The sequence below is a fragment of the Acidisoma sp. C75 genome (assembly GCF_054665095.1).
The window spans coordinates 349,516-371,664 of record NZ_BAAFHD010000004.1 but is presented as its reverse complement, the minus strand read 5'-3'; the positions used below and the strand labels follow the sequence as shown (position 1 = coordinate 371,664).

Sequence of the window (22,149 nt, the reverse complement as noted above, 5' to 3'; positions counted from 1 at the left end):
GGCCGAACTCGGCCACGAGATCGGCCTCGGCGATCTCTTCAACGCTCCCTCCCCCGCTCAACTCGCCAACCATATCCAGAATGAGACGCCCCCTGTCACCTTCGACAAGGTCATGCTGGCGCTCCGGCCCGGTGGCACCCTGCCACCGCTCTTCTGCATCCATCCCGCGACCGGGCTCGGCATCGCTTTCGCCGCCCTGCTACGTCATCTTGCGGTAGAGCGTCCGCTCTATGCGTTGCAGGCGCGCTCCTTCGCCGATCCGGCAGCGGCGCCGGCCACGCTGGAGGCGATGGTCGAAGACTATCTCGCCGAGATCAGAAAGGTGCAGCCGCAGGGGCCCTATCACCTGATCGGATGGTCCTCCGGCGCCGCCATCGCCCATGCCATCGCCGTGCGCCTCCAGCAACAGGGCGAGGCCGTCCCCCTCCTCGCCTCCATGGACGGTTATCCCGCCGGTTCGCCCTATCAAGCCCTCATGGCCTTTGAGTTACCCTCTTCCGAACTGCAGAGAGAAACGCGCAGCTTGGTGGAAGCCTATCTCGACGCCGGCCTCAGGCGCCATCTCGCATCCCGGCAGGTTGTTGATGAGACGACCATCAGCGCGATGCTACGCTTGCAAGGGGAATTGACCGAACTGGTTCTGCACGCGCAATCCGGCGTCTATCAGGGGGATTTGATCCTATTCACTTGCCCCGAACTGCAGGGGCCGCTCGCCGTTCCCCCGCCGGAGATCTGGGCCGCGCATGTCACTGGCCGCATCGAAACCTTCCCCGTGCCGGACGAGCACAGCAGCATGCTTCTGCCCGCTTCTGCCGCAATCATCGGAGAAGTTATGGACCATGCTTTGCGGCGCCTCGCGTTCATGCCGCAGAACGATGAAACGAGGCCAGTGGAGCACGAAGCCGCGACGGAGACTGCATCCGCCTGATCGGCCGCCTCTCCGCCTGCAAAGCCGCCCGTGCCGGCGCGCAATCCCCCTCCGGGTCATCGATGGCCGGCAACCCCACACGAACAGACGACCGCAGCCAGATGGGGCCTGCCCTTGCATCCGCCTTCAGGCGTTTTGCTTGACGGCCCGCTGGTACTGCAGGATTTCGATCGTTCTCACATCAGATCGTCCGTAGAAGTAGATATCCAGCGCCTCGCGGAAACAGGTGCTCGGATGCGCCCGGTCGAACAGGGTCATCGAGGAATGGAATTTCTGATCGTCCGGCGTGCCGAAGATGCTCAGCGCGGAGCGGCCATCCATGCGATTGACGATCCGCGTGCATTCCTGCAGGCGCTTACCGAGCACGGGATGGGTCAGATAATCCCGCGCCGATACGAGCGAGGGGATCGCGAACTGGCGGGACATGAGGCTGGTGCCAAGGCCGATGATCTGCGGAAAGATGAACCACATCCAATGGGTCTGCTTCCGCCCCGCCCGCAACTCACGCAGCACCTGCTCGTAAACCGGCCGTTGCGCCTCGACGAACTGCTCCAGATTGAAATGGGTCACTGGTTCTTGCCCTCCTCCTCACTCTCCCGCAGCGGATGAGGGCAGAGGGCGCGCCGGCGGAGGGGGCTCCGGGCAGCGAGCGTGCCTTTCCTTCAGCCGTAAGCGATCCGCCGCACCGTTCCGTCCGGCTCGCCGATGATCGCCTCCCGGGCGATATCGATGAACAGCCCGTTCTCGACCACTCCGGGAATGCGGTTGAGCGCGATCGCCAGCGCCTCGGGATGGGAGATCTCGCCCAAGGCACAGTCCAGAATGTAATGCCCACTATCCGTAATAAAAGGTGAAGAGAGCCCCCCGCGCAACGTGATGGTGGGGTCCAGATACCCGCTTTCCACCAGCAGCCCGCGCATGATCCGCTCGGTCGCCCGCCACCCGAACTGCACCACCTCCACCGGTAGCGCAAATGCGCCCAGCCGCGCCTTCGTCTTGCTATCGTCGATCACCGCAACGAAGCGGCGCCCGGCGGTCGCCACGATCTTTTCCCAGAGCAGATTGCCGCCGCCACCCTTGATCATCTGGCCCTGGGGGTCGATCTCATCCGCCCCGTCGAAGACGAGGTCGAGTTCGCCGACCGCGTTGAGATCGGCCAGCGGCACGCCGACCTCGGCCGCCAGCGCCCGCGTGCTCTCCGATGTCGGCACCCCGGTGATCGAGAGCCCCGCGGCACAGCGCAGCCCGAGGCTGCGGACGAATCGCCGCAGCGTGGTGCCGGAGCCGAGGCCCACCAGCATGCCATCGCTGATCATCGCCGCCGCCGCATCGGCGGCTGCTTGCTTGGCCGCATCCTGCGGGCTCAGCTGCTCGGTCATGGCTCAGGCCTTTCGGGTGGGTTCAGCGACGCGGACGACGAGCTTGCCGAAGTTGTGGCCGCGCAGAAGCTCGATGAAGGCATCGGGCGCATTCTCGAGCCCATCCACCACATGCTCGCGATACCGCAGGCTGCCCTCGGCAACCCAAGGGGCGGCAAGCGCGCGCCATTCGGCGAAGCGCTCCGGCTTGTCGGTTACGATAAACCCCTCGATCCTGAGCCGCTTGCGCACGACGGCCATGAGGCTGGGGCCCGGACGGGGCTTCGTATCGTTGTACTCCGCCACCATGCCGCACATCACCACCCGGCCGAAGGGGTTGAGCAGGGGATAGACCGCGCGCTGCAGCTCGCCGCCGACATTCTCGAAATAGACATCGATCCCCTTGGGGCAGGCATCGCGCAGCGCGGCATCAAGGTCCATCACCGCGCGATGGTCGATACAGGCGTCGAAACCGAGGCTTTCCTGCACGTAGAGGCACTTGTCGGCATTGCCGACGACGCCCACTACCCGCGCGCCGCTGCGCTTGGCGATCTGCCCGGCGACGGAGCCGACCGCGCCGGAAGCGGCTGAGATTACCACCGTCTCGCCCGGCTTGGGCTGGCCGATGTCTTTCATACCCGTATAGGCGGTGGTGCCCGGCATGCCGAGCACGCCGAGATAGGCGGAACAGGGCAGGCCCGGTGGCACGGCGACGAGATCGGCCGCCGGCGCGACGATATGGGATTGCCAGCCGTAGGCACCCGCCACCACATCGCCCGGGGCGAAGCGCGGATCGCCGGAGGCGAGAACTTCCCCGACCGTCTCGCCTGTCATCGGCTGGCCGAGACCGACCGGCGGCGCGTAGGAGGGCGCATCGTTCATTCGCCCGCGCATATAGGGATCGAGGGATAGCCAGAGCGTCCGCGTCAGCACCTCGCCCGGCCCCGGCCGCGGCATCACCTCCTCGACAAGGGCGAAATCCTCGCGCGCCGGCAGGCCCTTCGGCCGGTTCTGCAGTACGATCGAGCGGCGAAGATTGCCCATGCCTCAAGCCTTCCCTGATGATGGCGTCCTGGCAGGGCCTATCCTGCGTCGGTCACCGGTCGTTCCGCAAGCCGCCCTCGACATGGCGGGCGAAGGCGGCGAAGAGCCGGCGGGTGACGGGCCCGACCGCGCCATCGCAGACCGGCTTGCCATCGACCGTGACGATCGGCCGCACGAAGCTCGTGGCACTGGTGATGAAGGCTTCCCGCGCCGCGGCCAGTTCGTCGCGGCTGAAGGCGCGTTCGGCCATGGCGAGGCCCTCGCCCTGCAGCAATTCGGCGAGCGCCGCGCGCGTGCAGCCGGGCAGGATTTCCTCCCCGAGCGCGCGGGTGCGCAAGACGCCCGCCGCATCCACGATCCAAAGATTGGAGGAGGCGCATTCGGTGACCATGCCCTCGGCATCGATCAGCGCCATCTCGAAGGCGCCGGCCTCTTTCGCGGCCTGCTTGGCGAGCACATTGGGCAGCAGGTTCACGCTTTTGATATCGCGGCGCGCCCAGCGGAGATCAGGGCCAGTGATGATGCTGGTCGCCCAGCGATCGACATCGCGCGGATAGGGGGCGAGCGGCCGCGCCGTCATCACCAGCGTCGGGCGGGTGCCGGCCTTGGGGAAGACATGCTCGCGCTTCGCCGCCCCGCGGCTGATCTGGATATAGAGCAGGCCGTTGCCGGTGATGCGGTTGCGCGCCACCACCTCGCGCATGATGGCAGCCAGCGCGCCGGGGCCGACCGGCATGGCGATGCGCAGTTCGCCGAGCGAGCGGACGAGACGCGCGAGGTGCTTCTCCTCATCCACGAAGCGGCCGCGATGCAGATAGACGACCTCGTAGATGCCGTCTCCGAACAGAAAGCCGCGGTCTTCGACGCGAAGGGCGGCGGCCGCCAGCGGCAGGTAGCGGCCATTGACATAGGCGATACGGCTCATGGGCAGGTCTCTTGCTGAAGGCGGGCGGCAGGCGCGCGGGCGCTCAATCGTCCAGGCCGAGGGCGCGCAGGTGCTGGGTCTTCTCATCCCAGCCAGCGCGTTCGCGGACTGTCAGGAAGAGATGGACGCGCCGATCGAACAGCTTGGCCAGTTCCACCCGAGCCCGCGCGCCGATTTCCTTGATGCGCGCTCCCCCGGCGCCGATGAGGATCGCCTTGTGGCCGGGGCGGGAGACGGTGATCGTGGCATCGATCCTGACCGAGCCATCCCGCCGCTCCTTGAAGCTCTCCGTCTCCACCGTCGTCTCATGCGGCACTTCCTGATGCGTTTGCAGCAGGATCTGCTCGCGCACGATCTCGGCGGCAAGCAGCCGGTCCGGCAGGTCGGTCAGCTCCTCGTCCGGGTAGAGGTGCGGCCCTTCCGGCACGGCTGCCGCGAGCGCATCGCGCAAGCCCGCCACTCCGTCGCCGGTCACGGCGCTGACCATGAAGGTCTCGGCGATGCTGAGCCGGCGGTTGAGCTCGGCGGTGAGCGGCAGCAGGCGCGCCGGCTCCACCAGATCGACCTTGTTGAGCACGAGCCAGAGCGGGCGCTTATCCTCGGCGAGCCGCGCGATGATAGCCTCGGTCAGTTCCGAGATGCCGGCCTTGGCATCGACCAGCAGAAGCGTGAGATCGGCATCCTGCATGCCGGACCAGGCGGCATTGACCATCGCGCGGTCGAGCCGCCGCTTCGGATTGAAGATGCCGGGCGTATCGACCAGCAGGATCTGCGCCGTGCCCTGCATCAGGATGCCCATGATGCGGAAGCGCGTGGTCTGCGCCTTGGGGCTGACGATCGAGAGCTTGGCTCCGGCGATCCGGTTGAGGAGCGTCGATTTTCCGGCATTCGGCGCGCCGATGATGGCGACGAAGCCGCAGCGCGGGGCCGCGGCGGTGGGGGGCTGTTCGTTCATGGCTTGATCGGTCCTGGCTCGCGGGGCTGCCGCGCGGGCTTCTTCTGCGTCTGCAGGAGGGCGAGGAGGCTCTGCGCTGCCACCTGCTCGGCGGCGCGGCGGCTGCCAGCGGCGCCCTCCCTGCTCTCTCCGCCGAGGCTTGCCCGCATGACGAAGTGCGGGGCATGCGCAGGCCCTTCCTGCGATAGGATCTCATAGGTCGGCAGGCCGAGTCCGCGCGCCTGCCCCCATTCCTGAAGCGCGGTCTTGGCATCCTTGGGCGGCTCGGGGTCAGCCGCGATCGCGGCTTCGAAATGCCGCCGCACGAAACTCTGCACTGGGGCGAGCCCGGCATCGAGGAAGAGCGCGCCGAGCAGCGCCTCCATCGCATCGGCGATCACCGATGCCTGCTGGCGGACGCCGGCCCGCGCCTCACCGGGGGCGACCGCCAGCAACCCCGGCAGCCCAGCGGCTTCGGCGATCGCGGCCAGCACCGGCTGCGAAACGAGATGGGCGAGCCTGCGGCCGAGCGCGCCTTCCTGCTCGCGCGGATAGCGTTCCACCAGCCAGGCGGCGATGGTGAGGCCGAGCACACGGTCGCCCAGGAATTCCAGCCGTTCGTTGGAGCGGCGGCCCCCGCCCGCGGCGGAGCGGTGGGTGAGCGCCTCCTGGACGAGCACGGGCCGGGCGAAAGCATGGCCCAGCATCTCTTCCACCGCGGCGAGGCTGGCGGCAGGAAGCTCGGCCAGCGACGGCGGCCCGGCGGCCCGGCGGCGGCGGGGCGCTGCGCGCTCGCCGTGGTCTGGGCCGCTCAATGAATGATTTTGAAGATGCGGTTCCAGCGAATCTCGCTTGGCCATTCCCAGATTTCCCACCAGGGGTAGCGGGCATTGATCGAGAAGAAGATGATATCGGCCTTGCCGACGAGATTGGCCACCGGAATATAGCCCACCGCATCCAGAACCCGGCTGTCGAGGCTGTCGTCGCGATTGTCGCCCATCCCGAAAACATAGCCGGGCGGCACGTGATAGACCTGGGTATTGTCGAGCGGCCCGTCATCCGAAGCCTTGAGGATAGGGTGCTTCAGCCCGTCCGGCATGGTTTCGATATATTTCTTGAGCAGCATCGGCGGCTCGCCCCCGGCGCCGTCGGTCATATAGGTGCCATCCGGATCACGCGGCAATTCCTTGCCGTTGATGTAGAGATGGCCGTGGATCATCTGGATGGCGTCGCCCGGCAGCCCGACGATGCGCTTGATATAGTCGATGCTCGGGTCGCGCGGCAGGCGGAACACGGCGACGTCCCCGCGCTTGGGCAGGCTGCCGAAGATGCGGCCCTTGAAGAGATCGGGCGAGAAGGGAAAGGAATAGCGCGAATAGCCGTAGCTGAATTTGGAGACGAAGAGGTAATCACCGACCAGCAGAGTCGGGATCATGCTGCCCGAGGGGATGTTGAAGGGCTCATACAGGAAGGTCCGGATGAAGACCGCGATCAGCGCGGCATAGATGACTGTCTTGAGGCTGTCGCCCCAGCCGCCTGTTTTACGCTGAGCCATAGCAGTGATTGACCTCTCGAGACGCCCTCGGCATGTCGCGGAAAGGCCTCCGCCTGTCAAGCAAGCCGCTGCCATGTTTCTGCCTCGCCGGCCCACGCCCTGCGCTCCGGGAAGATCAGCCGGCCGCCCCGCCACCCCGCGCTTGCACCCATGGCCGCTCATCGGCGACAAGCCGCCATGGCCCCCCCTCCGCTCCTCATGCTCCAGGATATCCACGTCAACCTCGGCTCCACGCCGCTGCTGCGGGGGGCGGAGCTTGCCGTCAGCCAGGGCGAGCGGATCTGCCTCATCGGGCGCAACGGCTCGGGCAAATCGACGCTGCTCAAGATCGCCGCCGGGCTGATGCCGATGGACCAGGGCAGCCGCTTCATCCAGCCGGGGGCGACCATCCGCTATCTGCCGCAGGAGCCCGATCTGTCCGCCTTCCCCTCCACCCTCGCCTATGTCGAGGATGGCATGGGCCCAGGTGACGATCCCTATCGGGCAATCAGCCTGCTCGGCGCGCTCGGGCTTTCGGGTGAGGAGAAGCCCGCCCGCCTTTCGGGGGGCGAGGCGCGGCGGGCGGCGCTCGCCCGTGCGCTGGCCCCGGCGCCCGACCTCCTGCTGCTCGACGAGCCGACCAATCATCTCGATCTGCCCGCCATCGAATGGCTGGAAGAGGAACTCGGCCGCATGCGCGCCGGGCTCGTCATCATCAGCCATGACCGCCGGCTGCTCCTGAACCTCTCCCGCAGCCTCATCTGGCTCGACCGCGGCACCACGCGGCGGATCGACCGCGGCTTCGCGGCCTATGAGGATTGGCGGGAGGAACTGCTCGCCCAGGAAGAGGCCGAGCACCACAAGCTCTCCCGCCAGATCGCGCGGGAAGAGGATTGGATGCGCTACGGGGTGACGGCGCGGCGGAAGCGCAACGTCCGCCGCGTCGGCGAACTCGCGGCGCTGCGGCAGCAATATCGCGAGCGGAACGCGCTGGCCACCGGCACCCGCATGGCGGCGAGCGAGGCGGAAGGCTCGGGCAAGCTCGTCTTCGTGGCCGAGGGCCTGGGCAAATCCTACGATCGCCCGGTCGTCCGCGACCTCGATTTACGGGTGCTGCGGGGCGATCGGCTCGGCATCATCGGCCCCAACGGCGCCGGCAAATCCACCCTCCTCGGCCTGCTCACCGGCAGGATCGCGCCCGATACCGGGCAGGTGAAGATCGGCACCAACCTCGAGATGGTCACGCTCGACCAGCAGCGCGCGAGCCTCGACCCGGCGCGGACACTGGCCGAGACGCTGACGGACGGGCATGGCGAGCTGGTGCAGGTGGGAAGCGAGAAGCGGCACGTCATCGGCTATATGAAGGACTTCATGTTCAAGCCCGAGCAGGCGCGCACCCCAGTCGGCACCCTCTCGGGCGGGGAGCGGGGCCGGCTCCTGCTCGCCTGCGCGCTGGCCCGCCCCTCGAACCTGCTCATCCTCGACGAGCCGACCAACGACCTCGATTTCGAGACGCTCGATCTATTGCAGGAAATGCTGGCGGATTACGCGGGCACGGTGCTGCTCGTCAGCCATGATCGCGACTTTCTCGACCGGGTGGTGACATCGACGCTCGCGGCGGAAGGCGATGGGCGCTGGACGGAATATGCCGGTGGCTATTCGGATATGCTGGCCCAGCGGCGCGCTGATCTGCCGCCCAGGGCGGCACCTGCCACGGTGCGCAAATCCGCGCCCGGAGCCTCCCCGGATAGCCCGCCCCCGCCGGCGGCTTCCCGCAAGATGAGCTTCAAGGATGTGGACGCGCTGAAGAAGCTGCCGGCGCAGATGGACAAGCTGCAAGCGGAGATCGCCCGCCTTCAGGGGACGCTCGCCGACCCTGGGCTTTATGCGCGCGACCCGAAGAGCTTCGCCGCAACAACGGCGAAGCTCGGGGAAGCGGAAGCCGCCCTCGCCGCCGCCGAGGAACGCTGGCTTGAGCTTGAGATGCTGCGGGAAGATCTGGCCGGCTAGGCGGCGCCGCGGGGTTGGCTACCCGCAGGAATGGCTGAGCGCGTCGTAGGCGGCGGTAAAACCCCGCAGCGAAAAGCGCTCCGGCATATGGCCGGGAGGCGCGGGCATATGCACCTCGTTGCCCGCCTTGAAGGCGGCGATGGCGGCAGCCGGGCGATCCGCATAGGCGTATTTGCCCTGGGCGTGGAAGCCGAACTGGCCGGTCTGATCCACCTGCATGGTGAGCTTGGGCTGGTTCGGATCATAAGCGGCGCAGGGGCTCACCACCACACGGTCACGCCGTGGCGGCGCGTGGGTGACGACGAGGACCGCCACATCGCAGGCGCCACCGGTATGGTGCACCGCCAATTGCTGCGTATAGGCGTAGCAGATGCGCTTGCCCTTCTGCGTGTAATGGGCGACCGCCCAATCATTGAAATGCCGCATCTGCTGTGCCGCCTCGGCGGGAACCGCCGCCGCCAGCGCGATGGCGGCACAGGATGCCAGGATAAGGTGCTTCATGCCCGCTCCGTTCCTTCCTTGTCTATTTGATGGCGCGATCGGGTGCTGAAGTCGCAATCCCGTCATCGCTGTCGGGTGCCGAGGCGAATTGGACCGATTGCCGCCAGAGCGCATGATCGTTGATCGCCGCGGCAGCGGCCGCGGAGGCCTGGCCGGCATCCGCCAGAAGCGGGCCGTGGCCCGGCTGGTAGATGAAGCCGTTGGTCGGATAGACATCGCCGAAACGCCCCGAATGGCCAATCTCGACGCGCACGCGGGTCCAATCGTTGCGCGGCGACACGTCGATCACCGCGATGGCGTGCGAGATATCCCCACCGCGGAGCCCAGGCTCGGGCCAGTGCGCCTGATCGACGAGGATCTTGCGGCCGTTCACCGTCTCGGCGACGACGGCGACATGGCCGAGCGCCATGCCGGGGCGGGATTTGAAGCTCAGCACCGCGCCATCCACCGGCTGCTGCCCGCGTTCATAGCGGCCTTCAGCCTCCCGCCACCACTGATAAGCGTCACCCGGAAGATCAATGCCGGACACGCGGCTGGCATAGGCGACGCATTCGAGCCAGCGCCCTCCCCCATGGTAGGCGATATGGCGCAGCCGCGTGACATGCGCGCGCTCGACAAAGTGGCGCGGGTGAAAGACGCGGCGGCGCGCCACATGTCGCACCGGCTCATGCCCGCGGCTGGAAAGCCGGTGCAGCATGTGCTTGGGCAGCGGATGAAGGGATTTCGCCTCGGCATTGGCCGCATATCCCGTAAAGCTCAGAACCAGGGCTGAAGCGAGCAGAAGGCCCCGGCGCATTCCGTTTTGAAGTCGAGCCATTTAGCTTTTCGTCTTGATCGTGCAACGATGATCGGACGGCCGCTGACGATGACGACGCAATGAAAAGACCCCCGCCTTACAGAGCGGTAATCTTTATCGGCACCCTCACGACCTGGTGACGACCTAGGGCAAAGGGTTGAGTTCCCGCAATGGCGATTGCGCCGCCACGGGGTGTCAACCCGGCATTTCGTCTAAATTCCGCCGCTAAGGGGCTCACGAATAGGATCGCTATCCTATCACGCCGCAGCGGGCGGCGTGCAGAGGCCGGCGGCAGAGCGCCGGGCGGCGCCGCTCGCGGCCTCTCACCCCTCGCCTGCACGGGCGAGGGGCGGGTTACCCTCAGCCCGCGCGGGCGAGCCGGGCCGGCTTCGGCTGATCGATATCCAGATCATGCAAGGCGATCGGGTAATCGCCGGTGAAGCAGGCGTCACAGAAATGCGGGTCGGCAGCATTGCGCCGCGCGGTGCCGAGCGCTTGGTAGAGCCCGTCGATCGAGACGAAGGCGAGGCTGTCCGCGCCGATCAGTTCAGCCATCTCCGCCACGTCGTGCTGGGCGGCGAGCAGCTTGCTCCGCTCGGGCGTGTCGATGCCGTAGAAGCAGGAATGCGTGGTCGGCGGCGAGGAGATGCGCATATGCACCTCCGTCGCCCCGGCCGCGCGCACCATCTCCACGATCTTGCGGCTCGTCGTGCCGCGCACGATCGAATCATCGACCAGCACCACCCGCTTGCCGGCAAGCACCGCACGGTTGCCGGAATGCTTCAGCCGGACGCCGAGGTTGCGGATCTGGTCCGTCGGCTCGATGAAGGTGCGGCCGACATAATGGTTGCGGATGATCCCGAGCTCATAGGGAATGCCGCTCTGCGCCGCATAGCCCATGGCGGCCGGCACGCCCGAATCCGGCACCGGCACCACGACATCGGCATCGACGCCCGATTCGCGCGCCAGCATGGCGCCGATCTCCTTGCGCGCCTCATAGACGGGCTTGCCCTCCATCACCGAGTCAGGGCGGGCGAAATAGACATATTCGAAGATGCAGAAGCGGGATTGGGTGGTGTGGAAGGGCTTCACGCTGCGCACGCCCTGGCCGTTGATGACGACGATCTCCCCCGGCTCGATATCCCGCACGAAATCGGCGCCGACGATTTCGAGCGCGCAGGTCTCGCTCGCCAGCACCCAGCCGTCCGACCCATCCGGATGCGGCAGCCGGCCGAGGATGAGCGGGCGCACGCCCTGCGGATCGCGCACGCCGATCAGCCCGTCCTGGCTGAGGGCGACCAGCGAATAGGCGCCGACCACCTGCTTCAAGGCGTCGATCAGCCGGTCGAGCACGGTCGAATAGAGGCTGATCGCGATGAGATGGATAAAGACCTCCGAATCCATCGAGGATTGGAAGAGGCAGCCGCGCCGCACCAGATCGCGCCGGATGGCGGCGGCATTGGTGAGATTGCCGTTATGCCCCACGGCGAAGCCGCCGAAGGCGAAATCGGCGTAGAGCGGCTGGACGTTGCGGAGCACCGTCTCGCCCGTGGTCGCATAGCGGTTATGGCCGATGGCATGCGCGCCGGGCAGCCCGGCGATCACCTTGGCGTCGCTGAAATTGTCGCCCACCAGGCCGAGGCCCTTGTGCAGATGGAACCGCTCGCCATCGAAGCTCGCGATGCCCGTCGCCTCCTGGCCGCGATGCTGAAGCGCGTGCAGGCCGAGCGCGGTGATGGCCGCCGCATCGGTCGCGTTCCACACGCCGAACACGCCGCATTCCTCATGCAGCTTGTCGTCATCGCCCGGTTCGGCCGCACCCAGTCTGCCACAATCGTCGGTCATCGACCTGTTCCTTCAATGCCTGCGCGGCGTCGCGCGGAGGAGGAGGAGGCACGCTACTGCACCTGCGCGGCAGAACCCGATCCCGCCGGCTTCGCCCCGCCCGGGGCTTTGGCCGGCGTCAGCGCCGAGCCTTGCGGCACGGGCTGCAGGAGATCCTGCAAGCTGGGCGGCTGGGTCGTCGGCGGGGCCGCCAGGTGCGGATGGAACTGCGCCGGGAGATAGGCCACCACCTGCTGCGCCCCCTCATACACATAGGGGAGCAGCCGCGCATCCCGTATCGGCTGGGGCCAGTCCTGCGGTGTCGTCACCAGTCCCGCCGCGACATAGCAGAAGATCAGGAGAACGGCGCCGCGCAGCAGGCCGAAGACGATGCCGAGCGTGCGGTCGAGCCCGCCCAGCACCGAGCCGCGCACCAGCGCGCCGACCCAGCCGGAAATGACTGAGAAGACGATCAGCGCGATGACGAAGACGGTGGCGATCGCCGCCGGATCGGCGATTTCGCGCGCCTTGATCCACTGTTCGAACTTCGGCTGCACAAAGGGCGCGAACCAGAAGGCGACGAGGATGGCGCCGATCCAGGCGCCCACCCCCATCACCTCCCGCACGAACCCCCGGAAGAAGGCGAGCAGCGCCGAAAGGGCGAGCACGCCCAGAATGACGAGATCGAACCAGGTCATGCCGTATCTTCAGTCAAGGCAGGCTCCGAACGTGGGGGGCGTGCGCGCGGCGCTTGCCCGGGCGAGGCTTCCGTGAAACGGGCGAGGAGATCGCCCACATGGCCGATCTCTAGCACAGAGAGGCCGGGGGGTGCGGCGATGGCGCGCCGGGTGCCGCCACCCAGGCGGCGCGGCATGGCGGCGGCGGTGAAACCGAGCTTGGCCATTTCTTTGAGCCGGGCTTCCGCCTGGGCCACCTGCCGCACTTCGCCGGAGAGGCCGATTTCACCGAAGAAAGCGAGATGCGGATCGGTCGGCTGGCCGGCGGCGGCGGAGGCGATAGCCGCGGCGACGGCGAGATCGGCCGCCGGCTCGCTGATCCGCAGCCCGCCCGCGACATTGAGATAGACGTCCTGCTGGGCGAGCCTTAAGCCCCCGCGGCTTTCGAGCACGGCGAGCAGCATGCCGAGCCGCCCGCTATCCCAGCCGATCACCGCCCGGCGCGGCGCGCCGCCGGGATTAGGCGAGAGCAGGACCTGGATCTCCATCAGCACCGGCCGCGTGCCTTCCAGCCCCGCGAAGACCGCGCTGCCCGCGATATTACCCCGCCGCTCGGCCAAAAACAGCGCGGAGGGATTGGCGACCTCGCCGAGGCCCTGCTCCGTCATCTCGAAAACGCCGATCTCGTCGGTCGCGCCGAAGCGGTTCTTGACCCCGCGCAGAATGCGGAACTGATGGCCGCGATCGCCTTCGAAATAGAGCACGGCATCGACCATATGCTCCATGACGCGCGGGCCGGCGAGCGCACCATCCTTGGTGACATGCCCGACGAGCACCAGGGCGAAGCCCTCCGTCTTGGCCAGCCGGATGAGTTCGAGGGAGGCGGCGCGCACCTGGCCCACCGTGCCGGGCGCGGAATCGAGCGCCTCATGCGCCATGGTCTGGATCGAGTCGATGATCAGTAGCGCGACCGGCCGGCCTTCGCCGCGCCCGGCGGCGGCGAGCGTCGCCACGATATCCTGCACGCCGGTCGCGGAGGCGAGTTCGACCGGCGCCCGCGCGAGGCCGAGGCGGCGCGCCCGCATGCGCAGCTGATCGACCGACTCTTCGCCCGAGATATAGACCACCCGCTCGCCGCTGGCCGCGAGCGCCGCTGCCGCCTGCAGCATGAGGGTGGATTTACCGATGCCGGGATCACCGCCGACCAGAATGGCGGAAGCGGGCACCAGCCCGCCGCCCAGCACCCGGTCCAGCTCCGCAATCCCGGTCTGGCGGCGTGGTGGCGGCGCCGCCTCCCCCTCAAGCCCCACGAGCGGGATGCGCCGGCCCGCGCCCACTGCCGCGCTGCGTGTGCCGCCGACGGCGACCGGAGGCGGCGCCACCTCCTCGACGATGCTGTTCCAGGAACCGCAAGCCTCGCAGCGGCCGCCCCACTTCGCGGAGACGGCGCCACAGCTCTGGCAGACATAGCGGGCAGAGGATTTCGCCATCAGCGACACATGCCCGACGATGCCTGCCGAACGAAAGCGAAAATAGCGCCGCCGCCGCTCATGCCGCTATGCCGCCCGCGGCCGAGGCTGCCTCACTGCAGCTTCAATGCACCAGGGCGGGCACCATCTCATGTTCGATGATGGCGCCCCAGGCGAGTTCCCGATTGGGGGCGACCGCCATCGGCGTGCCGTCGGCCGCATGGATCGCGAAGACATCCTCGCCCCCCACGGTCACGGGCTTGATATAGGCGAGTTGGGAGACGCCGAGCTGGGCCAGCTGAGCGGCGGTGATATGGCGGAGATCGGCGGCCCGGGCCTGGCCCGGCACCGGCTTTTCTGCGCTGTCCTGACTGCGCATGATCAGATTTCCTTTCGATGAGACGGCTTGAGCAAGCCCGTCTGCGAGATAGAGGAACCCTAATGCTCATCTACGATGCGGGAGACACCCATTTGAGGCGCGATCTCCGCAACCTCCCGGATATCCCGCCGGGCGCGGCCCGGCACGACGGTTGGCGATTTCGCGACCGTGTCGATCGGGATCGTCCGCACGCGGGTTTCCGGCTGCGGCCGGATCAGATCCACATGCAGCAACCCGTTATGCAACCAGGCGCCCTTGATCTCGATCCCCTCGGCGAGAACGAAGGCGCGCTGGAACTGGCGCGATGCGATCCCGCGATAGAGAAAGACCCGGCTCTGATTGTCCTCTCCCTGGCGTCCACGGATGACAAGCTGGTTGTCCTCCTGGGTGATCTGAAGATCTTCCATGCTGAACCCCGCGACGGCGAGCGTGATACGAAGGCCGGATGGCCCCGTCTGCTCGATATTGTAGGGGGGATAGCCTTCAGATTGTGTTTTCGAAGCTCGTTCCAGCATCTGTTCCAAATGGTCGAAGCCCAAAAACAAGGGGGAGGTGAAGACGCGTGCGCTCATCGGCAAAAGCCTCCTCTTCGTAGAGCGAAGCATCGGTGGGCCCGGATGCGGCACCCACGCGACCTATATAGTGGGTGGATTGTAGCGCCCTTGCAAGAGCGGCAATGCGCCGCCCTCCGTTGCCCGCGGGCCGTGAGGCCGCTACATCCCGGCCATGTCCGCAGACCCCGCCCCGACCACCGATATCCTTCCGCTCGTCATCGCGCCGGACCCGCGCCTCAAGACGAAAACCCGCCCCGTCGCGCAGGCTGACCGTGCCTTCGCCCGCGCGCTCGCGGAGCAGATGCTCGCCACCATGTATGCCGCCCCCGGCATCGGGCTCGCTGCCCCGCAGGTGGGTGCCGATCTCCGCCTCGCCGTGATAGACTTGCAGGCCGATGAGCAGAAAGCGCCGATCGTCCTCGTCAATCCGCGCATCGAAGCAGTGAGCGAGGAGCTTGCCACCCGTGAGGAAGGCTGCCTCTCGATCCCGGGGCACTATGCCGATGTCACCCGCCCGGCGCGGGTGACGGTCTCCTACGAGGATCTGGAGGGCGCTTCTCAGGTGATCGAGGCCGAGGGGCTGCTCGCCACCTGCCTGCAGCACGAGATCGACCATCTGGACGGGGTGCTCTTCGTCGATCATCTCTCCGCCCTCAAGCGCAACATCATCCTGCGCAAGATGGCCAAGGAAAAACGCCTGCGAAAGCAGGGCTGAAACAGCAAGCAGGGAGCGCCGCCGCATGCGCCTGGCCTTCATGGGCAGCCCCGATTTCGCGGTCCCCGCACTCCGCGCGCTGGCGGCCGCGGGGCATGCGGTCGTCTCCGTCTATTGCCAGCCGCCGCGGCCGGCCGGGCGTGGCCAGGCGGTGCAGGCCTGCCCCGTGCAGAAGGCGGCCGAAGCCCTGGGGGTTACCGTCCGCCATCCGGCGAAGCTGCGCGGCGATGCGGCGGCTCTGGCCGAGTTCCGCGCGCTCGATCTCGATGCCGCGGTGGTCGCGGCCTATGGCCTCATCCTGCCGGCCGACTGGCTCATGGCGCCGCGGCGCGGCTGCATCAACATCCATGCCAGCCTGCTGCCCCGCTGGCGGGGCGCTGCCCCGATCCATGCCGCCATTCGCGCGGGCGATGCCGAAACCGGCATCACCATCATGCAGATGGATGAAGGGCTCGATACCGGGCCGATGCTGCTCGCCGCGCGCAGCCCGATCGGCCCGGCCGACCGGCTCGGCGATGTGCATGACCGGCTGGCCGCGCTCGGCGCCGATCTCATCCTGCGGGTGCTTGCCGAGGATCCGCCGCCACGGCCCCAACCGGCGGAAGGCGCCAGCTACGCGCCGCGCCTCAGCCGCGCCGATGGCCAGATCGCCTGGGGCCTGCCGGCCGCCGCGATCGAGCGGCAGATCCGTGCCTTCGACCCCTGGCCCGGAAGCTTCACCACCCTCGGTGGCGAGATGCTCAAGGTGCTCGATGCCGCGCTCTGCCCGGAGGCCGAAACCGCCGCCGCCGCCGCTCCCCCCGGCGCGGTGCTGGACGACCGGCTGACCGTCGCCTGCGGCGGCGGGGCGCTCCGCCTGCTCGCCGTTCAGCGCGCCGGGCGGGCGGCGATGGCGGCGGCGGACTTCCTCCGCGGCACGCCCATCCCCCCGGGCACGCGCCTCGGCGCATGAGCATGCGCTACGCCCTTCTGCTGGAATATGACGGGCGCGGCTTCGTCGGCTGGCAGCGGCAGGCGCAGGGGCTTTCCATCCAGGAGGTTCTGGAGACGGCGGCGGCACAGCTCGCCGGCGGCATGCCCATCGCCGCGGCGATCGCCGGGCGAACGGATGCCGGCGTGCATGCGGCGGGCCAGGTCGCGATGATCGAATTGCCGAAGGACTTGCCGCCCGAGCGGGTGCAGGAGGCGCTCAACTTCCACATGAAGCCCCATGCCGTGGCGGTGGTGGAGGCCCGGGCCGCGCCCGCCGATTGGCACCCCCGCTTCGATGCCCTCCGCCGCCGCTATCGCTACGTCATTCTCAACCGCCGCGCCCGGCCGGCGCTCGGCTTCGGCCACGTCTGGCATGTGCCGCATGGGCTGGAGGCGGGGGCGATGGCGGAGGCCGCCCGCCACCTCGTCGGCCGGCATGATTTCACCTCCTTCCGCGCGGCGAGTTGCCAGGCGAAATCGCCGCTCCGCACGCTCGACCGGCTGGAGGTGCGGCGCGATGGCGTGTTCATCATCATCGAGGCTGAGGCGCGGAGCTTCCTGCACCATCAGGTGCGCAACATGGTCGGCACGCTCAAACTGGTGGGAGACGGCGCCTGGGAACCACTCCGCATGGCATCGGCGCTTGCCGCCCGCAATCGCGCGGCCGCCGGCCCCACCGCGCCGCCGGATGGCCTCACCTTCATGGGCGTGGATTACGAGCCGGCGCTCTTCCACCGGACGGATGAGCGCGGCTGAGGCTGAGTGAGAGGCCGCGGCGCCGCGCAGCTCAGAAGTCCGGCTGGGTCGAGATCGAGGTATAAGTGTACCACTCGTCCCGCGTCACCGGCAGCGTGCTCGTGGGGATCGGCTCGCGCCGCGGATCGGTCCGGCCATCCGGCTGCGGGGCGTCCTGTTCCGTCACCACCGCGCGATTGTAGCCCGGACCAGCAACGATATCGGTGATGACGGCGACGAGCACGTCCCGCGCCATCCCCTGTTTCAGCCCCTCTTCCACCAGGGCGTCGAGCCGCGGCTTGAGCCAGTCATGCACAGGCGTCGTAGCCATGGAAGCCTCCTAGAGCGAATTGTCTGGCGAAGCGACGTGCCGCCATCGCGGCAGCCTGCCACGGTGCCGGCGAAGGCCGCGCGTCTCGACGGGCTCAGCCGACGAAGGCCGAGGCCGGATAGCCCTGAGCGAAGAGCAAGGCGCGCAGGTCGGCATGGTCCACCCTCGCCTTCGCTTCCCGCGCCACGATCGGCTTGGCGTGGTAGGCGATGCCGAGGCCGGCGGAGGCCAGCATGGCGAGGTCGTTCGCGCCGTCACCCACCGCGAGCGTCGCGGCAAGCTTGAGGCCGCGCTCCTCGGCCAGGCGCAGCAAGGTCGCCTTCTTGGCATCGCGGTCGAGAATGGGTTCGCGGACTTCGCCGGTGAGCGCCACGCCGTCATCCTCCAGGATATTGGCATAGTGCCCATCAAAGCCAAGCGCCTCGGCCACGCGGCCGGTAAAAAAGGTAAAGCCGCCGGAGACGAGGACGGTCTGCGCATTATGGGCCCGCATGGTGGCGATGAGTTCCCGCGCGCCGGGCATCAGCTCTGTCCGCGCCCAGGTCTTCTCCAGCGCATCGAGGGTGAGGCCGCGCAGCATGGCGACGCGCGCCCGCAGCGCCTCCGCGAAATCAATCTCGCCATTCATGCTGCGGCGGGTGATCGCCTCAATCTCGGCCTTGCGCCCGGCATAGGCGGCGAGCTCGTCCAGGGTTTCGCTGGTGACGATGGTGCTGTCCATATCCGCGACCAGAAGGCCCTTGCGCCGCCCCCGCGCCTTGGTGACGATGGCATCCACCGGGGCGTTGGCCAGGGCTTCCTGAATCAGCACCGGATCGGGCGGGGTGTCGAGCGGGATGTCGGCCGCCTCGCCATCGCTCAGGATAACGGGCGGCCCTGCGCGCAGCGCCTCCGCCACGCGGCGGATCTGGGCGAGGGAGAGCGTGGTCGCGCGGCGATCGGCGACGAGGGTGAGAATCTGGCGCATGGGCGGCGGACACTGGCGGGAGGACGCGGCATGCGCAAGGTGAATTGGGGGAATGGGAGGCAGGCGATGGCGGGCGCGGCCCCGGCGGCGTCATGAGCGGCGGGATGGGCGCGCGGCTGCCGCTGGCGCTCTTCATCGCGGGGCCGACCTGCAGCGGCAAATCCGCCCTCGCCCTCGCCCTCGCCGAAGCCTTGGGCGGCGTGGTCATCAATGCCGACTCGATGCAGATCTATCGTGAGCTGCGCATCCTCACCGCCCGGCCGAGCGCCGAGGATGAGGCCCGGGTGCCGCATGCGCTCTACGGCGTGCGCCCGGCGGCGGAGCCCGGCCATGTCGCCTGGTGGCGGGAAGCGGCCCTCGGCGAAATGGGGGAAGCCCATGCGCGCGGCCTGATGCCTATCCTCTGCGGCGGCACCGGCCTCTATTTCTCGGCCCTGCGGCATGGGCTGGCCGAAATCCCGCCGATCAGCCCGGAAGCGCGACGGGAAGCGCGCGCCGCCCTCGCCTCCGTCGGCGCCCCGGCGCTCCACGCGCTGCTCGCCGAACAGGACGCGGAAACCGCCGCCGAGCTCCGCCCGAGCGATGGGCAGCGCATCGCCCGTGCCTATGAGGTGGTGCTGAGCACCGGGCGCGGCCTCGCCTCCTGGCGGCGGGAGCCGCGCCTGCCGCCACCGCCCTGGCGCTTCCGCGCCATCCGGCTCGATCCCCCCCGTGCCGATCTGCATCGCGCGGCGGCCGATCGTTTCGCAGCCATGCTCGCGGCCGGCGCGCTCGACGAGGTGCGCAGCCTGCTCGCCCAGGGGCTGGATCCGGCGCTTCCCGCCATGCGCGCCCATGGCGTGCCGGAACTCGCCCGGCATCTGCGCGGCGAGATGAGCCTCGACGCCGCGCGCGCCCAGGCGGTCGCCAATACGACGCAGTACATCAAGCGGCAGAGCACCTGGTTCCGCCACCACGAACTCGCCGGGGAGGAGCATTTGCATATGATCCATGCGCAAATCGGGCCCGACGCGCAATTTCTGGAAAGCGGAATAGCAGATCTGACTCGTTTTATTCGCGATAGCGGTTGACGCGAGGGCGCGGCTCGGTTCATTACCCTCTCCCCGCAACCAGGCTCGCATGTCGAGGGACTGCCATGAATGCCTCAGTGAACCACGCCGAACTCCCCGCCGCGGGCGCGCAAGTGCTCCTTCGCGCGCTGAAGGAGCAGGGCGTCGAGGTCATTTTCGGCTATCCCGGCGGCGCCGTCCTGCCGATTTACGATGCGATCTTCCAGCAGAACGCTATCCGCCACATCCTCGTCCGCCATGAGCAGGCGGCGGTGCATGCGGCGGAAGGCTATGCCCGCAGCACCGGCAAGGTCGGCTGCGTGCTGGTGACGAGCGGCCCCGGCGCCACCAATGCCGTGACCGGCCTGGTGGACGCGCTGATGGACAGCATCCCCCTCGTCTGCCTCACCGGCCAGGTGCCGACGCATCTGATCGGCAATGATGCCTTCCAGGAGGCTGATACCGTCGGCATCACCCGTCCGGCGACGAAGCACAACTACCTCGTCAAGAAATCGGCCGATCTCGCGCGCATCGTGCATGAAGCCTTCTACGTCGCCCGCAGCGGCCGCCCGGGTCCGGTGGTGATCGACCTGCCGAAGGATATCCTCATCAACCCGGCGCCCTACGAGCCGGCGCCGACCGCCCCGCATCGCAGCTATCGCCCGCAGGCGGAGCCCGACCGCTCCGCGATCGAGGCGGCGGTGGCGCTGATCCGCGCGGCGCGCCGGCCCGTCCTCTATACTGGCGGCGGGATCATCAATGCCGGGCCCGAGGCCTCCGCCCTGCTGCGGGAGCTGGTGGCCGAGACCGGAATCCCCTGCACCAATACGCTGATGGGCTTGGGCGCCCTGCCGGCGAGCGACCCGCATTTCCTCGGGATGCTCGGCATGCACGGCACCTACGAAGCGAACATGGCGATGCATGGCTGCGACGTGATGATCAATATCGGCGCCCGCTTCGACGACCGCGTGACCGGGCGGCTCAATGCCTTCAGCCCGCATTCGAAAAAGATCCACGCCGATATCGACGCCTCCAACATCAACAAGAACGTGGTGGTGGATGTGCCGATCGTCGGCGATGCCGCACGGGTGCTGCGCGCCCTGCTCGATCTGATCCGGGCCGAGGATGCGCAGCCGGAGCGGGCGGCGATCACCGCCTGGTGGCGCCAGATCGACCAGTGGCGCGAAAAGCGCAGCCTCGCTTTCATCCAGCCGGAGGCCCCGGGCTCGATCATCAAGCCGCAGCAGGCGATCCGCCGGCTCTATGAGCTGACCCGCCAGAGCGGGCGCGACACCTTCATCACCACCGAGGTCGGCCAGCATCAGATGTGGGCGGCCCAGCATTTCGGCTTCGAGCGGCCCAATCGCTGGATGACGAGCGGCGGGCTCGGCACCATGGGCTACGGCCTGCCCGCCGCCATGGGCGTGCAGGTGGCGCATCCCGATGCGCTCGTGATCGACATCGCGGGTGAAGCCTCGATCCTGATGAACATTCAGGAGATGGGGACGCTCGCCCAGTACCGGCTGCCGGTGAAGGTCTTCATCCTCAACAACCAGTATATGGGCATGGTCCGCCAGTGGCAGGAGCTGCTGCACGGCAGCCGCTATTCCGAAAGCTATAGCGAAGCACTGCCGGATTTTGTGAAGCTCGCCGATAGCTTCCACGCGGTCGGCATGCGGGCGACGACGATCGATGATCTCGACCGGGTTATCTTGGAGATGCTCCGCTGCGATCGTGCCGTCATCGCCGATATCGCGGTCGACCAGGGGGAGAACGTCTATCCCATGATCCCCTCCGGTGCTGCGCATAACGAGATGCTGCTGGGGCCGGACCGGCATCGCAACAATGCTGAGGTGACCGATGCCGGAATGGTGCTGGTGTGATGGCTGAAACCACGAACGGGCAGCGCAGCGCCACCATTTCCGTGTTGGTGGAAAACGAAGCGGGCGTTCTCGCCCGCGTCATCGGGCTCTTCTCGGGCCGCGGCTATAATATCGACAGCCTGACGGTCGCCCCGGTGGACCAGGATCTCTCCCGCAGCCGCATCACCGTGGTGACGCGGGGAACCGATCTCGTGATCGAGCAGATCAAGGCGCAGCTTTTCCGCCTCGTGCCGGTCCACAAGGTCGCGGATCTCACCGCCGAAGGGCCGCACGTCGCGCGCGAGCTCGCCCTCGTCAAGGTCTGCGGCAAGGGCGAGGTGCGGGTGGAGGCGCTGCGCATCGCGGAAGCCTTCCGCGCCAAGATCGTGGACACGACGATCGAGAGCTTCGTGTTCGAACTGACGGGCGCGACCGAGAAGATCGACGCCTTCCTCGACCTCATGCGCCCCTTGGGGCTTGCCGAGATTTCCCGGAGCGGTGTGGCGGCGATCGCCCGTGGAACCAAGACGATAACCTGACGCCCCGGGCTGCCCGGCCGAAGCGCGCCATGGGGCGCGGCTGTTT

At 68.0% G+C, this 22,149-nt stretch carries 24 protein-coding genes; 8 read left to right on the top strand and 16 right to left on the bottom strand.

Annotated features, from left to right (window positions below; genetic code table 11):
* On the top strand, positions 1-928 hold a 928-nt coding region (locus tag ACYQ7X_RS07920; RefSeq protein WP_459696396.1), incomplete at its 5' end, for an alpha/beta fold hydrolase.
* A 126-nt stretch (positions 929-1,054) separates the two neighbouring features.
* On the opposite strand, the gene ACYQ7X_RS07915 is transcribed toward ACYQ7X_RS07920, so the two are convergent.
* The 7 genes from ACYQ7X_RS07915 to lepB form a co-directional block, all read right to left on the bottom strand.
* Complete coding sequence (locus ACYQ7X_RS07915; RefSeq protein ID WP_459696395.1) at positions 1,055-1,498, bottom strand: DUF1810 domain-containing protein; 444 nt, start codon at positions 1,496-1,498, stop codon at positions 1,055-1,057.
* A 92-nt stretch (positions 1,499-1,590) separates the two neighbouring features.
* Entirely contained in the window at positions 1,591-2,307 is a 717-nt protein-coding gene (gene rpiA, locus ACYQ7X_RS07910) for a ribose-5-phosphate isomerase RpiA (protein WP_459696394.1), read from the bottom strand.
* A 3-nt stretch (positions 2,308-2,310) separates the two neighbouring features.
* Entirely contained in the window at positions 2,311-3,330 is a 1,020-nt protein-coding gene (locus ACYQ7X_RS07905; protein WP_459696393.1) for an NADP-dependent oxidoreductase, read from the bottom strand.
* 52 nt (positions 3,331-3,382) lie between these two features.
* The gene (locus tag ACYQ7X_RS07900) at positions 3,383-4,255 is read right to left on the bottom strand and encodes a D-amino-acid transaminase (protein WP_459696392.1); all 873 of its coding nucleotides are present in this window, start codon (positions 4,253-4,255) and stop codon (positions 3,383-3,385) included.
* Positions 4,256-4,298: 43 nt separating this feature from the next.
* Positions 4,299-5,210, bottom strand: a complete 912-nt coding sequence (gene era / locus ACYQ7X_RS07895; protein ID WP_459696391.1) for a GTPase Era — start codon at positions 5,208-5,210, stop codon at positions 4,299-4,301.
* Positions 5,207-5,896 (bottom strand): ribonuclease III, encoded by a 690-nt coding sequence (gene rnc, locus ACYQ7X_RS07890; RefSeq protein ID WP_459696410.1) that lies wholly within the window; start codon positions 5,894-5,896, stop codon positions 5,207-5,209. The genes era and rnc overlap by 4 nt, the downstream gene beginning before the upstream one ends.
* A 104-nt stretch (positions 5,897-6,000) precedes the next feature.
* Positions 6,001-6,744, bottom strand: a complete 744-nt coding sequence (gene lepB / locus ACYQ7X_RS07885; RefSeq protein ID WP_459696390.1) for a signal peptidase I — start codon at positions 6,742-6,744, stop codon at positions 6,001-6,003.
* 177 nt (positions 6,745-6,921) lie between these two features.
* Between lepB and ACYQ7X_RS07880 the strand changes: the two genes are divergently transcribed.
* Complete coding sequence (locus tag ACYQ7X_RS07880; protein WP_459696389.1) at positions 6,922-8,733, top strand: ATP-binding cassette domain-containing protein; 1,812 nt, start codon at positions 6,922-6,924, stop codon at positions 8,731-8,733.
* Between the two features lie 18 nt (positions 8,734-8,751).
* Here ACYQ7X_RS07880 and ACYQ7X_RS07875 read toward each other — a convergent pair whose 3' ends face one another.
* From ACYQ7X_RS07875 to ACYQ7X_RS07845, 7 genes are all read right to left on the bottom strand, one after another.
* A complete protein-coding gene (locus tag ACYQ7X_RS07875; protein ID WP_459696388.1) occupies positions 8,752-9,234 on the bottom strand; it encodes an invasion associated locus B family protein in 483 nt (160 codons plus the stop codon).
* Positions 9,235-9,256: 22 nt separating this feature from the next.
* Positions 9,257-10,051, bottom strand: a complete 795-nt coding sequence (locus ACYQ7X_RS07870; RefSeq protein ID WP_459696387.1) for a CHAP domain-containing protein — start codon at positions 10,049-10,051, stop codon at positions 9,257-9,259.
* 339 nt (positions 10,052-10,390) lie between these two features.
* Entirely contained in the window at positions 10,391-11,875 is a 1,485-nt protein-coding gene (gene purF / locus ACYQ7X_RS07865; RefSeq protein ID WP_459696386.1) for an amidophosphoribosyltransferase, read from the bottom strand.
* A gap of 53 nt (positions 11,876-11,928) precedes the next feature.
* Positions 11,929-12,552 carry a CvpA family protein gene (locus tag ACYQ7X_RS07860; RefSeq protein WP_459696384.1) on the bottom strand — a complete coding sequence of 208 codons (624 nt, stop codon included), beginning with the start codon at positions 12,550-12,552 and terminating at the stop codon, positions 11,929-11,931.
* The gene (radA, locus tag ACYQ7X_RS07855; protein WP_459696382.1) at positions 12,549-14,021 is read right to left on the bottom strand and encodes a DNA repair protein RadA; all 1,473 of its coding nucleotides are present in this window, start codon (positions 14,019-14,021) and stop codon (positions 12,549-12,551) included. Before radA ends, ACYQ7X_RS07860 begins: the two co-directional genes overlap by 4 nt.
* A 103-nt stretch (positions 14,022-14,124) precedes the next feature.
* Complete coding sequence (locus ACYQ7X_RS07850) at positions 14,125-14,379, bottom strand: DUF1150 family protein (RefSeq protein WP_459696381.1); 255 nt, start codon at positions 14,377-14,379, stop codon at positions 14,125-14,127.
* Positions 14,380-14,438: 59 nt separating this feature from the next.
* A complete protein-coding gene (locus tag ACYQ7X_RS07845; RefSeq protein ID WP_459696379.1) occupies positions 14,439-14,951 on the bottom strand; it encodes an Hsp20 family protein in 513 nt (170 codons plus the stop codon).
* A gap of 154 nt (positions 14,952-15,105) precedes the next feature.
* Here ACYQ7X_RS07845 and def point away from each other — a divergent pair, with 154 nt between their 5' ends.
* The 3 genes from def to truA are packed head-to-tail and all read left to right on the top strand — an operon-like array spanning position 15,106 to position 17,376.
* Entirely contained in the window at positions 15,106-15,648 is a 543-nt protein-coding gene (gene def / locus ACYQ7X_RS07840; protein ID WP_459696378.1) for a peptide deformylase, read from the top strand.
* 25 nt (positions 15,649-15,673) lie between these two features.
* Positions 15,674-16,600 carry a methionyl-tRNA formyltransferase gene (gene fmt / locus ACYQ7X_RS07835; protein WP_459696377.1) on the top strand — a complete coding sequence of 309 codons (927 nt, stop codon included), beginning with the start codon at positions 15,674-15,676 and terminating at the stop codon, positions 16,598-16,600.
* 2 nt (positions 16,601-16,602) lie between these two features.
* Positions 16,603-17,376 (top strand): tRNA pseudouridine(38-40) synthase TruA, encoded by a 774-nt coding sequence (gene truA / locus ACYQ7X_RS07830; RefSeq protein WP_459696409.1) that lies wholly within the window; start codon positions 16,603-16,605, stop codon positions 17,374-17,376.
* A gap of 31 nt (positions 17,377-17,407) precedes the next feature.
* On the opposite strand, the gene ACYQ7X_RS07825 is transcribed toward truA, so the two are convergent.
* Positions 17,408-17,686: a hypothetical protein gene (locus ACYQ7X_RS07825; protein WP_459696376.1), complete on the bottom strand. Its 279-nt coding sequence runs from the start codon at positions 17,684-17,686 to the stop codon at positions 17,408-17,410.
* Positions 17,687-17,780: 94 nt separating this feature from the next.
* Complete coding sequence (serB, locus tag ACYQ7X_RS07820; protein WP_459696375.1) at positions 17,781-18,653, bottom strand: phosphoserine phosphatase SerB; 873 nt, start codon at positions 18,651-18,653, stop codon at positions 17,781-17,783.
* Between the two features lie 92 nt (positions 18,654-18,745).
* On the opposite strand from serB, the gene miaA reads away from it, so the two are divergent.
* The 3 genes from miaA to ilvN all read left to right on the top strand — a co-directional run bounded on the left by miaA (position 18,746) and on the right by ilvN (position 22,103).
* Complete coding sequence (miaA, locus tag ACYQ7X_RS07815; RefSeq protein ID WP_459696374.1) at positions 18,746-19,723, top strand: tRNA (adenosine(37)-N6)-dimethylallyltransferase MiaA; 978 nt, start codon at positions 18,746-18,748, stop codon at positions 19,721-19,723.
* Positions 19,724-19,788: 65 nt separating this feature from the next.
* Entirely contained in the window at positions 19,789-21,585 is a 1,797-nt protein-coding gene (locus ACYQ7X_RS07810; protein WP_459696373.1) for an acetolactate synthase 3 large subunit, read from the top strand.
* A complete protein-coding gene (ilvN, locus tag ACYQ7X_RS07805) occupies positions 21,585-22,103 on the top strand; it encodes an acetolactate synthase small subunit (RefSeq protein WP_459696372.1) in 519 nt (172 codons plus the stop codon). Before ACYQ7X_RS07810 ends, ilvN begins: the two co-directional genes overlap by 1 nt.
* Positions 22,104-22,149: the final 46 nt, after the last annotated feature.